The sequence below is a fragment of the Candidatus Halocynthiibacter alkanivorans genome, from assembly GCF_003333265.1.
In the GTDB taxonomy this organism is placed as follows: Bacteria; Pseudomonadota; Alphaproteobacteria; order Rhodobacterales; family Rhodobacteraceae; genus Halocyntiibacter_A; species Halocyntiibacter_A alkanivorans.
Map to the genome: position 1 here is coordinate 24,833 of NZ_QOLB01000046.1, position 13,511 is coordinate 38,343.

13 protein-coding genes are annotated in these 13,511 nt (G+C 59.9%); 8 read left to right on the forward strand and 5 right to left on the reverse strand.

Going from position 1 to position 13,511, the window contains the following annotated elements; all coding sequences use genetic code 11:
• Positions 1-148: 148 nt before the first annotated feature.
• Positions 149-667 carry a hypothetical protein gene (locus DWA01_RS04235; RefSeq protein ID WP_114284465.1) on the forward strand — a complete coding sequence of 173 codons (519 nt, stop codon included), beginning with the start codon at positions 149-151 and terminating at the stop codon, positions 665-667.
• Positions 660-1,064 carry a cell division protein ZapA gene (locus DWA01_RS04240; protein ID WP_114284467.1) on the forward strand — a complete coding sequence of 135 codons (405 nt, stop codon included), beginning with the start codon at positions 660-662 and terminating at the stop codon, positions 1,062-1,064. Before DWA01_RS04235 ends, DWA01_RS04240 begins: the two co-directional genes overlap by 8 nt.
• Before the next feature lie 194 nt (positions 1,065-1,258).
• Here the strand turns inward: DWA01_RS04240 and grxD are convergent, their stop codons facing one another.
• From grxD to DWA01_RS04275, 5 genes are all read right to left on the reverse strand, one after another.
• Positions 1,259-1,621 carry a Grx4 family monothiol glutaredoxin gene (grxD, locus tag DWA01_RS04250; protein ID WP_114284471.1) on the reverse strand — a complete coding sequence of 121 codons (363 nt, stop codon included), beginning with the start codon at positions 1,619-1,621 and terminating at the stop codon, positions 1,259-1,261.
• Positions 1,622-1,696: 75 nt separating this feature from the next.
• Positions 1,697-1,939, reverse strand: coding sequence for a BolA/IbaG family iron-sulfur metabolism protein (locus DWA01_RS04255; RefSeq protein WP_114284473.1), 243 nt, complete (start codon positions 1,937-1,939; stop codon positions 1,697-1,699).
• 71 nt (positions 1,940-2,010) lie between these two features.
• Positions 2,011-2,484: a hypothetical protein gene (locus DWA01_RS04260; RefSeq protein WP_114284475.1), complete on the reverse strand. Its 474-nt coding sequence runs from the start codon at positions 2,482-2,484 to the stop codon at positions 2,011-2,013.
• A 63-nt stretch (positions 2,485-2,547) separates the two neighbouring features.
• Positions 2,548-4,710: a phosphoribosylformylglycinamidine synthase subunit PurL gene (gene purL / locus DWA01_RS04265; RefSeq protein ID WP_114284477.1), complete on the reverse strand. Its 2,163-nt coding sequence runs from the start codon at positions 4,708-4,710 to the stop codon at positions 2,548-2,550.
• 349 nt (positions 4,711-5,059) lie between these two features.
• Entirely contained in the window at positions 5,060-5,962 is a 903-nt protein-coding gene (locus DWA01_RS04275) for a LysR family transcriptional regulator (RefSeq protein ID WP_114284481.1), read from the reverse strand.
• Between the two features lie 167 nt (positions 5,963-6,129).
• Here DWA01_RS04275 and DWA01_RS04280 point away from each other — a divergent pair, with 167 nt between their 5' ends.
• The 6 genes from DWA01_RS04280 (at position 6,130) to DWA01_RS04305 (ending at position 13,445) form a co-directional block, all read left to right on the forward strand.
• The gene (locus tag DWA01_RS04280) at positions 6,130-9,534 is read left to right on the forward strand and encodes an indolepyruvate ferredoxin oxidoreductase family protein (protein WP_114284484.1); all 3,405 of its coding nucleotides are present in this window, start codon (positions 6,130-6,132) and stop codon (positions 9,532-9,534) included.
• A 312-nt stretch (positions 9,535-9,846) separates the two neighbouring features.
• Positions 9,847-10,659, forward strand: a complete 813-nt coding sequence (locus DWA01_RS04285; protein ID WP_114284486.1) for a glutamate racemase — start codon at positions 9,847-9,849, stop codon at positions 10,657-10,659.
• 83 nt (positions 10,660-10,742) lie between these two features.
• A complete protein-coding gene (argC, locus tag DWA01_RS04290) occupies positions 10,743-11,771 on the forward strand; it encodes an N-acetyl-gamma-glutamyl-phosphate reductase (RefSeq protein ID WP_114284488.1) in 1,029 nt (342 codons plus the stop codon).
• Between the two features lie 10 nt (positions 11,772-11,781).
• The gene (gene ccmE, locus DWA01_RS04295) at positions 11,782-12,240 is read left to right on the forward strand and encodes a cytochrome c maturation protein CcmE (protein WP_114284490.1); all 459 of its coding nucleotides are present in this window, start codon (positions 11,782-11,784) and stop codon (positions 12,238-12,240) included.
• Between the two features lie 48 nt (positions 12,241-12,288).
• Complete coding sequence (locus DWA01_RS04300; RefSeq protein WP_114284498.1) at positions 12,289-12,900, forward strand: holin-associated N-acetylmuramidase; 612 nt, start codon at positions 12,289-12,291, stop codon at positions 12,898-12,900.
• Positions 12,891-13,445 carry a holin family protein gene (locus tag DWA01_RS04305; protein WP_114284492.1) on the forward strand — a complete coding sequence of 185 codons (555 nt, stop codon included), beginning with the start codon at positions 12,891-12,893 and terminating at the stop codon, positions 13,443-13,445. Before DWA01_RS04300 ends, DWA01_RS04305 begins: the two co-directional genes overlap by 10 nt.
• Positions 13,446-13,511 lie beyond the last annotated feature (66 nt).

Consider the following 13,511-nt stretch of genomic DNA (forward strand, 5'->3'; position numbering starts at 1 on the left):
CTCTTGGTTCCCTGGCCTTCATAGGCTAGGATCTTGATTCGGACGGGTCGTGTTTTTTCGCGACTTCTGCACAGTCAAGTCTTTGGAGAGACTGGAATTTCTGGTTGAAGATGGCCACTTTGCAGGAATCAGGGGATAAGAGACGAAGATGAGTGACATTGCGGAACTTGAGCGCAGAATTGCCGCTGCGCTGGACCGGATCGGTTCCGGCGTCGAAGGGCTGTCTGCCGAAACTGGCGAAGCGGAAGCAGAGGCCGGGGCGCGGGACGAAGATATTGCCGAAATTTCCCGGCTGACGGAGGCGCTGGCGGTCGAAAAAGACGCCAATGCCCAGCTGGAAGCCCGGGTTACCGATTTGCGTGACAAACAGGATACGGTGATTGGCGCCTTGCAGGACGAGGTGCAGAAGCTGCGCGAAGAAATGATCCGTCATGATTCAGACGTGCAGCGCATCAAACGGGTCAATGCCCAGCTGCGCGCCAATAATTCCAGCCTGCGTGAGGCCAATGAGGCCGGTGTTTCGGACCCCCATCTGATCAACAAAGCCATGTTGTCCGAACTGGAGGCGCTGCGCGTCAGCTATGAGGCCGACCGGGCGGAGATGGACGCTATTCTGGACGAGCTGAAACCACTGGTACGGGACGATCAGGAGAGCGCGGATGCCTGAGATCAAGATATCAATCGGCGGCCGCGAATTTGAAGTGGCCTGTCAGGGCGGGGAAGAACATTTCCTTAAATCTGCAGCAGCGATGCTGGATTCCGAAGCCGCGGTGCTGGCAGCTCAGATCGGGCGCTTGCCGGAAGTGCGTATGCTGCTGATGGCGGGGCTGATGCTGGCGGATAAGACGGCCGGGATGGAAGACCAGCTGAACGAGGCCGAGGGCAAGATGTCCGCGCTCGAGGCGGAGCTGCACGCGCTGAAACAGGCGCCGCCACCGGCGCCGGAACGCATTGAAGTGCCGGTGATCCCGGCCTCGGTCACTGACAGTCTTGCTGAGATTGCGGCGCGGGCTGAGGCGCTGGCGGCGACGATTGATGAAAAAGCTGCGCTCAGCGCGCTCTGATTGTGGCCGGACGTGGCCGGGCAGGGGAGCCGCTGGGCCGCAGTGCAGGTGGATGACGGGCCGGGGCCGGGGCCGGGCGCAGCCGGTTCGTAGCCAGGTCCAGGAACTGCATCCGGATAGACATGAAAAAACCCGCGCTTCTGCTGAGGCGCGGGTTTTTCGTTGCCATGTGGCAAATTTTCAGACGACTAAGATCAGCCGTTTGCGGCGCGGATCTGTTCTGCAGCTTCTTTGTTGTAGCTGACGCCACCGTCGTCAAAGGATTTGTCCAACTCGCCGGACAACATCATTTCGGTGACGATATCGCAGCCGCCGATGAATTCGCCTTTGATATAAAGCTGGGGGATGGTGGGCCAGTCGGAGAAGTCTTTGATGCCCTGACGGATGGCGTCATCGGCCAGCACGTTGACGTCGGCATAGTCGATGCCCATGAAGTTCAGCACGCCAGCGATGCGCGAAGAAAACCCGCACTGCGGCGCGTCTTTGGTGCCCTTCATGAACAGCACCACATCGTTGCTGGTTACGGTTTCCTGGATCTGTGTCTGTGCATCCGACATGTCGTCATCCTTTGTATAAGTGGCAGGCCCCGGGTGTACGTCAGACCTCAGGACATCAATTCAGTGGGGCGCGGCTCAGTCCGGCGCTTTGGTCGTCAGGGCCAGTGCGTGCAGTTCTCCGGCCGCGCCGTCCATTTTGCCTTTGAGCGCGGCATAGACGGCACGCTGTTGCTGAACCCGGTTCTGACCGCGAAAGCTTTCGTCGATCACTTCGGCCGCATAGTGATTGCCGTCGCCGGCCAGATCGTTGATGACGATCTTTGCCTCCGGGAAAGCCTCGCGGATGAGGTGTTCGATTTCGTGGGCTTGCATGGCCATTTGCGGGCGCTCCTTATGTGTTGTCCAAGATGTAGGCCGCGCGGGGCCAGGCTGCAAGGGGCTCTCGGATTTCAGAGCGGTTTTGCCGGGGGTGGCACGGTGTCGCGCAGGGAGCGCAGAAACCGGTCAATTTGCTGGCCAATGTCATCGACTGCGATACAGGTCAGGCTCTGGCGGTCCCAGCCCTGATCCGGGAAAAGCGCTTGCAGGTAGTCCAGGCGCTGTTGTTCCGGTGCCGCTGGCAGGTTCAGCGCGGCGGCGGTCTCCAGCATGCGCGCCAGATCATGGATCATGCGCATGTTGCGGAAAGCCTCCATCATGGGCGCAAAGATTGCCGGTTCGCGGCGCCAGTCCTGACCGTCAAACAGATGTTGCACCACATGTTGCCCGGCGCCGAAACAACCAAAAGCGACACAGCCGGAATACCCCTTTGCAGGCAGGTCGGGGTGGATTTTGCACAGGTGGTTGTCACAGAGATTATGACAGGGTTCGTTCGACTCTTTTTCATGGGCGAAATCGGCACCGGCATCAAAAGCAAACGCCACGCAGCAAAGAGCTGCGCAGCGTTCACAATCAGGTACCAGGGATGGGATCAGACCCGTCAATGATCAGGCCACAGCGTCAGCAAAAGCGCTGCGGAACGTCGCCGCCAGTTCGCTCAGCGGAGCGGATGCGGCGCCAAAGCTGACCTGGTCGCCGCCAAAACGGCCCACCGAGAAGATCGCCACACCCGCCTGGCCAGCGGCAACAAACAGCGCTTCGGCCTGGTCAAAGTTACAGGCCACGAGGTAGCGCGCCTGGTCTTCACCAAACAGGGTCGGGGTGTCGTCCATATCCAGGCTGACACCGACGCCGGCAATCTCGGCCATTTCGAAGGCGGCAAGCGCCAGGCCCCCGTCAGAGAGGTCGGAACAGGCTTTGATCAGGTCGCGGTTGTTGCGGATGAACTCGCCGTTGAGTTTTTCCAGCGCCAGGTCCACATGCGGCGCGTCACCGTCTTCGCGGTTGAACACTTCAGCAAGCAGGGCGGACTGGCCAAGATGGCCTTCGGTTGCCCCGATCACCAGCGCCACGTGACCATCGCGCACTTCGCCGCCGATCAGATTGTCGATGTGATCGATGATGCCGACGGCGCCGATGGTAGGTGTCGGCAGGATGCCCTGGCCGTCGGTTTCATTGTAGAGCGATACGTTGCCGGACACGATCGGCATGTCCAGCGCGGCGACGGCTTCGCCGATGCCTTTGATGGCGCCGACAAACTGGCCCATGATTTCGGGTTTTTCCGGGTTGCCGAAGTTCAGGTTGTCGGTGGTGGCCAATGCCAGCGCGCCGACGGAGTTCAAGTTGCGATAGGCTTCCGCCACCGCCTGTTTGCCGCCTTCCTGGGGGTTGGCTTTGACATAGCGCGGTGTCACGTCTGAGGTGAAGGCCAGCAGCTTGTCGGTGCCATGCACCCGGATCACACCAGCACCCAGGCCCGGAACGCGTACGGTATCGGCCATCACCTGGCTGTCGTACTGCTCATAGACCCATTGTTTGCCCGCATAGTTGGGCGCACTGATCAGGGCGCGCAGCCCGTCGATGGCGTCTATACCTGGCACGTCTTCCAGCGGCTCTGCAGGCGGGGTTTCCACCCAGGGCCGGTCGTATTCAGGTGCGGAGCCTGACAGGGTCGCCAGCGGCAGGTCGGCTTTGACTTCGCCATTGTGCAGCACGAGGAAGCGGTCCTCGGCGATGGTTTCACCGACGATGGCAAAATCGAGGTCCCATTTCACAAACACGGCGCGGGCTTCGGCTTCCAGCTCGGGGTTGAGCACCATCAGCATGCGTTCCTGAGACTCTGAGAGCATCATCTCATAGGCGGTCATGTTCTCTTCGCGCTGGGGCACAGATTCAAGGTTCAGTTTGACACCAAGCCCGCCCTTGTCGCCCATTTCAATCGCGGAACAGGTCAGGCCGGCAGCGCCCATGTCCTGAATCGAAATCACTGCGCCGGTGCGCATCAGCTCCTGGCAGGCTTCCATAAGACGTTTTTCGGTGAACGGGTCACCGACCTGAACGGTGGGGCGTTTTTCTTCAATGGTGTCGTCAAACTCGGCCGATGCCATTGTCGCGCCGCCAACACCGTCGCGGCCGGTTTTGGCGCCGAGGTAAACCACAGGCATGCCAATACCGGAAGCAGCGGAGTAGAAGATTTTATCCGCATCCGCCAGACCGGCGGCAAAAGCGTTGACCAGACAGTTGCCGTTATAGGCGGGGTGGAAGCGCACTTCGCCGCCTACGGTGGGAACACCAAAGCAGTTGCCGTAACCGCCGACGCCTTCGACCACACCGTTGACCAGCTGGCGGGTCTTGTGGTGGGAGGGGTCGCCAAAAGACAGCGAGTTCATTGCCGCAACCGGGCGCGCGCCCATGGTGAACACGTCACGCAGGATGCCGCCCATGCCGGTGGCCGCGCCCTGATAGGGCTCGATATAAGACGGGTGGTTGTGGCTTTCCATCTTGAACACGAGGGCCTGGCCGTCACCGATGTCGATCACGCCGGCGTTTTCACCGGGGCCGCAGATGACCTGGGGGCCGTCCACCGGCAGGGTGCGCAGCCATTTTTTGGAAGACTTGTAAGAACAGTGCTCGTTCCACATCGCCGAGAAAATCCCCAGCTCCGTGTAGGAGGGCTCACGTCCGATGATCTCAAGGATGCGCTGGTACTCATCCGGGCTGAGCCCGTGGCTTGCAATCAGTTCCTCGGTGATCTTTGGTTCGGTGCTCATGCTCCAGGGTCCCCATCTGTTATGCATTGCGCGCCTTTTAGGCGGTGACGGCGCAAAGGGGAAGCCTGAAGGCGGCATTTGCGCCAGGAAAGGCCGTAAAAAGGGAGCATTGTGCCAGCTGGCGGCTGCCGGGGGGCTTGCGACGTGGCATTGGCGACGGTCGGAGATGCCACTGCGCAAAAAAAGAGGCCGAGCAAAAGCTCGGCCCAAGTCCAACAGGGAGGTGAAGCTGATCAAGTGACCCGCTTCGAGAATTGATTTAGGGTGCCTTCACCAATCCTTCAAGGTTTTATGACGCAAATGAGCGCATTGCTGCTATGCATTTGCTGCATAGCTGGCGGAAAACGGCTCAGCTGTGTGCGTCGCGCTGGCGCTTGCGGTGCTCAATTATGTTCTCGGTGACAAAGTCCCGGAAGGCGGTGATGCGTTTGGAATGGCGCAACTCTTCGGGATAGGCGAGGTAGACCGGCACTTCGTTGCTTTCAACTTCGGGCAGAACCTGCAGCAGTTCCGGGAAATCCTCGGTCAGGTAATTGGGCAGCACGCCAATGCCAAGATGGTTGCGCACCGTCTGCATCACGCCGTAATAATTGTTCACCGTCAGCGTGCTGTTCACGTTTTTCGCCAGCAGTCTCTGCACCAGGGTGGCGCCGGCGGCGACCTGGGCGGAGCGGGCGTTCTGGCAAATAAGCCGGTGCTCAGAAATGTCATCAATCGTCTGCGGCGTGCCGTGTTCTTCCAGATATTCGGCGCTGGCATAGAGGCTCATGCGGATGTTCATCAGCCGCTTGCGGATCAGATCAGCCTGGCTGGGTTCTTTCATCCGGATGGCCACATCCGCTTCGCGCATCGGCAGATCCAGCACCCGTTCTTCCAGCATCAGGTCAATTTTCAGACCAGGGTATTTTTTATACAGCTGGGGCAGGCGCGGTGCCAGCCAGAGTGTGCCAAAGCCAATGGTGGTGGTGATACGCAATTCGCCGAACACTTCGTCTTCACTGTCGCGAATCCGGGCCGAGGCCGCGTCGAGCCGTTTCAGCATCGAGGTGGTGGCATCAAACAGCAATTCGCCCTGCTCAGTAAGAATCAGTCCGCGCGCATGGCGGTGGAACAGAATCGTATTGAAGCTTTCTTCCAGCGCTCGGATCTGCCGCGAAACAGCAGATTGCGACAGGTGTAATGTTTCACCAGCGTGGGTCAGGCTGCCCACATCGGCCACCGCGTGAAAGATTCTAAGTTTATCCCAGTCCATAGCGCATCATACCATCCGTGTTTAGCCATTATTATTACGCAGAATTACGTCACGTTTGAAAGGGTAACAAATACGGAATTCACGTCTTTTTATCATTGTAGGTCATAAATTATGACCTATTATTGTGTTATATTGTAAGAACCAACGATACAACTGGGAGGTGTGGAGTGAGCAAGCAAGAGGTGACATTGCACGATCGCTATGACCTTGAGAAATCACAGGTCTTGTTGAACGGTACGCAGGCGCTGGTGCGTTTGACGATGATGCAGAAGGCGCTGGACACTGCTGCAGGGCTGAACACCGCCGGATATGTGACCGGGTATCGCGGCTCGCCAGTCGGGGCGGTCGATCTGATGATGACCCGCGCCCATAAGGATCTGAGCGCCAGTGATGTGAAGTTTGAACCGGGGCTGAATGAGGATCTGGCGGCCACCGCGCTCTGGGGCAGCCAGCAGGCCGAACTGCGCGGCGAAGGCAAGTTTGATGGTGTGTTTGGTCTTTGGTACGGCAAAGGGCCGGGCGTGGACCGCACCGGCGATGTGATGCGTCACGCTAATATGGCCGGCTCCGCGCCCCATGGCGGCGTTGTCATGTGCATGGGAGACGATCACACCGGTGAAAGCTCCACCACATTGCACCAGTCGGACTGGGCGATGGTGGATGCTTATATGCCGGTGCTGTCACCTGCTGGCGTGCAGGAGGTCATCGACTACGGGCTCTACGGCTGGGCACTGAGCCGCTATGCTGGCGTCTGGGTCGGGTTAAAGCTGATGAAAGACACCGTTGAGGCCACTGCGGTGGTGGACGGGAGTCTGGAACGCCACGGCTTTGCGACACCTGATCTGACGCTACCGCAGGGCGGGCTGAACATCCGGCTGGGCGACACCCCGGTCGCACAAGAGGCCCGGATGATCGATCACAAGCGCCATGCCGCCGAGGCGTTTGCCCGGGTCAATGGTATCGACAAGCGGGGCTGGGGGGCTGAGGGCGCCAAGATCGGCTTTGTTGCCGCGGGCAAGAACTGGCTGGACCTGACCCATGCGCTGTCGCTGCTGGGACTGGACGAGGATGAGGCGCTGCGCCTGGGCATCACCACCTATAAGATTGGCCAGGTCTGGCCACTGGACATGCAGAGCTTTCATGAATGGGCCGAAGGGCTTGATCTGATCGTGGTGGTCGAAGAAAAACGCAAGCTGATCGAAGTGCAGGTCAAAGAGGCGATCTTTGACGACCGGCGCGGCCGGCGCGTGTATGGCTGGTACAAAGAGGGCGGCGAAGAGCTGTTCCCGACGCGTTATGCGCTTGATCCCAATATGGTGGCGCGCAAGATCGGCACCATCCTGCAGGAAGAGGGCCGTGGCAGCGATCATTTGCTGAAGGCGTTGCAGATTCTGGATGACGCCGAAAAAGCCGACAACGCGCCCGAGCTGGCGACACGGATGCCGTGGTTCTGTTCCGGCTGCCCGCACAACAGTTCCACCCGTCTGCCCGAAGGCAGCCGCGCTTATGCGGGCATTGGTTGTCACTATATGGTGCAGTGGATGGATCGCGAGACCACTGGCTTTACCCAGATGGGCGGCGAAGGGGCGAACTGGATCGGCGAAGCGCCATTTTCCACCCGCGACCATGTGTTCCAGAACCTGGGCGATGGCACCTACAATCATTCGGGCGTTCAGGCGATCCGTGCGGCGCTGGCCGCCAAAACCTCGATCACTTATAAAATTCTGTTCAATGACGCGGTGGCAATGACCGGCGGTCAGGACAATGAGGGCGGTCTGACTGCACCGCGTATCGCGCATGAACTTGTCGCGATGGGCGTGGAACATGTGGCGCTGGTCTATGATGTCCAGGAAGAAATTGACTTCAGCCAGTTCCCGAAATCGGTCAGCCGTCATGAACGCAGCGAGTTGATGAATGTCCAGAAGGAATGCAGCAAAATCAAAGGCGTGTCTGCCATTGTGTATGTGCAGACTTGCGCCGCCGAGAAGCGCCGACGCCGCAAGAAAGGCACCTATCCGGATCCGGACAAACGCGCCTTTATCAACACGGATATTTGCGAAGGCTGCGGCGATTGCGGGGTTCAGTCCAACTGTGTGTCGATCGTTCCGGTGGAAACGGAACTGGGCCGCAAACGGGCGATTGACCAGTCCAGCTGCAATAAGGATTTCTCCTGCGTCAGCGGCTTCTGCCCGTCCTTTGTCACCATTGAAGGGGCGCAGATCCGCAAGGATGCCACCGCTGAGGTGGACACCGGTTCGCTCACCATGCCGCAACTGCCAGCGATTGACGGCACTTTTAACACGGTTATCACCGGGGTTGGTGGCACCGGCGTTGTCACCATAGGCGCGTTGATGGCGATGGCGGCGCATCTGGACGGCAAGGGCGTCGGGCTGATGGAAATGGCTGGTCTGGCACAAAAAGGCGGTGCGGTGCATATCCATTGCCGTATTGCGGAAACGCCTGATGACATCAGCGCAATCCGGGTGGCGACCGGCGAATGTGACACGCTGATCGGCGGCGATCTGGTGGTGTCAGCCGGGGCCAAAACCATGGGACTGCTCAAGCCCGGGGCTGGCGCGGTGGTCAACAGCCACGAGATCATCACCGGACAGTTTACCCAGGATGCGGAGTTCAAACTGCCGATGGGGCAGATGCAACTGTCGCTGGAAGCACGTCTTCATCAGGGTCTGGCTTCGTTCGATGCATCAGAATTGGCCCGTAAGGTCATGGGAGATAGTATTTTTTCCAACATGATGGTGTTTGGCGCCAGCTGGCAGCGCGGCTTGATCCCGCTGAGCTTTGAGGCGATTGAACGGGCAATTGAACTGAACGGGACCGCTGTTGAGCGCAACAAACGCGCCTTTGAACTTGGCCGCTGGGCGGTGGAGAACCTGGAGGCTGTGGCGTCGTTGCTGCATCGGGAAGAAGACGACGCTCCAATGGATGTCGCAGGGAAGATCGAATTCCGCGAGGCCCATCTGACGGAATATCAGAACGCGCGGCTGGCGAAACGTTATCGCAAATTTGTGGATCAGATAGCGGATCCGGAACTGCGTGAGACCGTGTCGCTCTCCTACCACAAGCTGTTGTCGTACAAGGATGAGTACGAGGTGTCGCGTCTGCTGGCCAAAACCGGGGATCAGGCGCGCACGGCGTTTGCCGGTGATCTGAAGCTGACTTATCATTTGGCGCCGCCGGTTCTGCCGGGCAAAGATGCGCCGGGCCGGCCGAAAAAACGTGAATTCGGCCCCCGGATGGCGGGCCTGATCATGGGGCTGGCCCGGTTCAAATTCCTGCGCGGCACCCCGTTTGACCCGTTTGGCTACGCTGCTGAGCGGCGGCTGGAGCGGCGGCTGATCCGCGAGTTTGAAGCCGATATCAAACGGCTGCTGGCGCGGGATGATTTTGGCGGGGCGCAGGGGGCTGAGCTTGCTTCACTTCCGATGTCGGTGCGGGGCTTTGGCCTGGTCAAAACAGCCTCAGCAGAAGCGGCTTCAAAACGGCGCGCTGAGCTTTGGTCAGAGATTGAAGCGCCCGAAGGTCCGGCAGAGATCGCGCAGGCCGCCGAATAAGCGGGCCTGAATGCAGCGGGCGGGCACTGCAATTGCGTGGTGCCCGTCCTCCGATGCCATTCAATAGCCGGCCGTGGGAGTTTTGCGGCCGGCTGTTTGATTCGTGCTGTGCTGCCGACGGCCGATAATCCGGCAAAATCGGCGCGTGCCAGGGCAAAGGCGGGGGCGGAACTGCGGGATATTGTCCCGGACAGCCACTCGGCGATGGATTATCTGCGTGATCAAACATATGTGTAGTCGCCAGAACCGGTGGACATGTCTATTCATAGATGAGAGGTCAGAACCGGGCGCAAACAGCAAAGAGCATGTGCGATGGCAGTTGGTATATTTGATTCCGGATTGGGTGGTCTGACCGTATTGGATGCGGTCGCCCAAAAGATGCCGGATGTTCCGTTTGTTTATTATGGCGACAATCTGCACGCGCCATATGGCGTGCGTGACGCCGATGATGTGTACAACCTGACCACCCGGGCAGTGGAACGGCTGTGGGAGGAGGGCTGTGATCTGGTGATCCTCGCCTGTAACACAGCCTCAGCCGCGGCGCTGCGCCGCATGCAGGAAAGTTGGATCCCCGAAAACAAGCGGGTGCTCGGGGTGTTTGTGCCGCTGATCGAAGCGCTGACCGAACGCCACTGGGGCGACAATTCGCCACCGCGCGAAGTGGCCGTGAAACACGTGGCGCTGTTTGCGACACCGTCAACCGTGGCAAGCCGGGCGTTTCAGCGCGAGCTGGCCTTCCGTGCCATCGGGGTGGATGTCGAAGCCCAGGCCTGTGGCGGCGTCGTGGATGCCATTGAAGACGGCGACATGATCCTTGCCGATGCGATGGTGCGCAGCCATGTGGATGCGTTGCAGCGCAAGATGCCCAACCCGGGCGCGGCAATTCTGGGCTGTACCCACTATCCGCTGATGCAGGATATTTTTCAGGACGCGCTGGGGCCCGATGTCAAAGTCTTCAGCCAGGCAACCCTGGTGGCCGACAGTCTGGCGGATTATCTGCAGCGCCATCCGAAAATGATCGGTCCCGGCGAAGACAGCATGTTTCTGACCACCGGCAATGCGGTCAAAGTCAGCCAGCGTGCCACCCAGTTCCTGCGACGAAAGGTCGTGTTTGAACAAGCCTGATTGAACCGGCTGCAAAGAGCCCCTATTTCTGTAGCAAATGCACATGCTGTGCGGCGCTGTACAAAACCGTCTGGAATACTGAGATGACCCATCAAATCGCCATCCTTGGCGCCTCTGGTTACACCGGGGCCGAGCTTGTCCGCCTGATTTCGACGCACCCGTCTTTTGAAATTGCAGCGCTGTCCGCGGACCGCAAAGCCGGTCTGGAAATGCGCGATGTGTTCCCGCATCTGCGCCACCTGGACCTGCCCACGCTGGTGAAAATCGACGCGATTGATTTTGCCAGTATTGATCTGTGTTTCTGCGCTTTGCCCCATGCCACCAGCCAGGCGGTGATCCGCGAGTTGCCGTCCCATGTGCGGGTGGTTGATCTGTCGGCGGACTTCCGGCTGCGCGACCTGGCAGAATATGAAAAATGGTACGGCCAGCCGCATTCGGCGCCGGAGTTGCAAAAAGAAGCTGTCTACGGGCTGACCGAATTTTACCGTGATGAGATCCGTGAGGCGCGCCTGGTGGCGGGCACCGGCTGTAATGCGGCGACCGGCCAGTATGCGCTGCGGCCGCTGATCGCCGCCGGGCTGATTGATCTCGATGATATCATCCTGGACCTGAAATGTGCGGTCTCCGGTGCCGGGCGTTCGTTAAAAGAAAACCTGCTGCATGCGGAGCTGTCGGAAGGCGCTTCAGCCTATGCCGTCGGCGGCGTGCACCGCCATCTGGGCGAGTTTGACCAGGAGTTTTCGGCACTTGCCGGTCGCCCGGTCCAGGTGCAGTTTACCCCGCATCTGATCCCGGCCAACCGGGGCATCCTGGCCACGGTCTATGTGAAGGGCGACGCTGCTGACATTCATGCTGAACTGGCGGAAACCTACAGCGGTGAGCCGTTTATTGAAGTGCTTCCCTTTGGCGAGCACCCGTCCATGCGTCATGTGCGCGGCAGCAACTTCTGCCATATCGGTGTGGTGGCGGACCGGCGCGACGGGCGTGCCATCATCGTTGCGACGCTGGACAACCTGACCAAAGGCTCCAGCGGTCAGGCGTTGCAGAACGCAAATATCATGTTGGGCGAAGATGAGACCGCAGGGTTGACTCTGGCGCCCGTTTTCCCCTGAGGAGGCCCGGATGAGAGGTCTGAAGAAAAAACGGCGGATCCAGATTGTCGCCGCTGCCGTAGTGGCGCTGATCCTGGCGACAGGATTGATCGGCTATGCCATGCGCGACGGAATTAACTTTTTCCGCGCCCCAAGCGAAGTGGTGGCGTCGCCGCCGCCGCCGGGTGAAATCTTCCGCATCGGTGGTCTGGTGACCGAAGGCAGTCTGAGCCAGGGCAACAATACCACCGTAAGATTTTCGGTCACCGACGGTGGGGCGACGGTTCCGGTAGAATATACCGGCGTGCTGCCGGATCTGTTCACCGAAGGCCAGGGCATGATTGGCGAGGGAACCTATGTGGACGGGGTGTTCATTGCCACCGAAATCTTGGCAAAACATGACGAGACCTATATGCCCAAAGAAGTGGCCGACGCGCTGAAGGCGCAGGGGGTGTACCGGGACCCGGACGCTGATGTCGGCACAAATTAACCCGATGTGAACATGCTGATTCCGGTGCAACAAAACCGGGGTCAGCCGATGAAATCAATCACAGAGATAGCCGACGAGATTGTCACCCGCGAAGGCGGGTTTGTTGACGATCCCGATGATGCGGGCGGGCCGACCAACCGCGGCGTGACGTTAAAGACGCTGCGCGCGCTGGGGCGGGATCTGAATGGTGACGGCAAGGTCAGCCTTGCAGATCTGCGCCTGCTGAGCCGGGATCAGGCCCGTGATATCTTTCTGCAGCAGTATTATCAGCGCCCCGGTATCGCGCGGTTACCGTTAGCGCTGCAGCCTTCGGTTTTTGACATGTATGTGAATGCCGGCGCGGCGGCGGTGCGTCTGCTGCAGCGCCTGCTGGTCGATATGGGGCAAAGGGTCTCGGTGGACGGGGTGCTTGGTCCCGAGACCGAACAGGCGGCCGCCGTCGCCCATGCCGCCGCGCCGGCGCATCTGGTAGATGCCTATGGCATCGCCCGGCGCAATTTCTATTACGCGCTGGCTGACAAGCGGGTGAAGTCGCGCAAATTCGCCCGGCGCCGTGACGGCAGCAAGGGCGGCTGGATCCTGCGCGCCGAAAGCTTTATGTCGCCCCGCTATCATCTGAGCGCGGCGGAACATGCGGCGCGGGTGGCACCGTGGGCATGATCACGGCGCTGATGACACTGTTGTTTGGCGGCGGCCGCAATGTGATTACTGAGACCGCAGCTCAGTTCCGGGAAAACGCTGAGAACGGCGCGGAGCGGGATGCGGCGTTCCGGGCGGCGGCGCTGGCGCAGTTTGCCAGTGAATTCGCCACACCGCGCAAGGGCTGGTTTGACCGGCTGGTGGACGGGCTGAACCGCTTGCCGCGTCCGTTGATGGCCTTTGGTATCCTCGGGTTGATGGTGGCGGCGATGTCTGATCCATTGTGGTTTGCGGCCAGGATGCAAGGCGTGGCGCTGGTGCCGGAACCGCTTTGGTGGCTGATGGGGGTGATCGTCAGCTTCTATTTCGGCGCACGGCACAGCGAAAAAAATCAGAGCTTTCAGGAATCGCTGGGCGCGAGCCTGGCGCGCACACCCGAAGTCATGCGCAATATCGAGCGGCTGACGGGCTCCGGGACCGCTGCAGACGAAGTCCCCGCAGTACCCCCTACCGGGGTGAATGCGGCGCTGAAGGACTGGCGCCAGAGGCAGGGCGGGGCATCGTGACAGTGCTGGTGCTGGCGCTCGCCATGGCGGGCATCGTTACCTCGCTGTCCGGGCGCGGCTATGCTG

What these genes read in the sequence shown, in the direction of transcription:
- DWA01_RS04235 (WP_114284465.1), top strand. Translation starts at nt 149, where the DNA reads ATGAGTGACATTGCGGAACTTGAGCGCAGAATTGCCGCTGCGCTGGAC.
- DWA01_RS04240 (WP_114284467.1), top strand. Translation starts at nt 660, where the DNA reads ATGCCTGAGATCAAGATATCAATCGGCGGCCGCGAATTTGAAGTGGCC.
- grxD (WP_114284471.1), bottom strand. Translation starts at nt 1,621, where the DNA reads ATGTCGGATGCACAGACACAGATCCAGGAAACCGTAACCAGCAACGAT.
- DWA01_RS04255 (WP_114284473.1), bottom strand. Translation starts at nt 1,939, where the DNA reads ATGGCCATGCAAGCCCACGAAATCGAACACCTCATCCGCGAGGCTTTC.
- purL (WP_114284477.1), bottom strand. Translation starts at nt 4,710, where the DNA reads ATGAGCACCGAACCAAAGATCACCGAGGAACTGATTGCAAGCCACGGG.
- DWA01_RS04275 (WP_114284481.1), bottom strand. Translation starts at nt 5,962, where the DNA reads ATGGACTGGGATAAACTTAGAATCTTTCACGCGGTGGCCGATGTGGGC.
- DWA01_RS04285 (WP_114284486.1), top strand. Translation starts at nt 9,847, where the DNA reads ATGGCAGTTGGTATATTTGATTCCGGATTGGGTGGTCTGACCGTATTG.
- argC (WP_114284488.1), top strand. Translation starts at nt 10,743, where the DNA reads ATGACCCATCAAATCGCCATCCTTGGCGCCTCTGGTTACACCGGGGCC.
- ccmE (WP_114284490.1), top strand. Translation starts at nt 11,782, where the DNA reads ATGAGAGGTCTGAAGAAAAAACGGCGGATCCAGATTGTCGCCGCTGCC.
- DWA01_RS04300 (WP_114284498.1), top strand. Translation starts at nt 12,289, where the DNA reads ATGAAATCAATCACAGAGATAGCCGACGAGATTGTCACCCGCGAAGGC.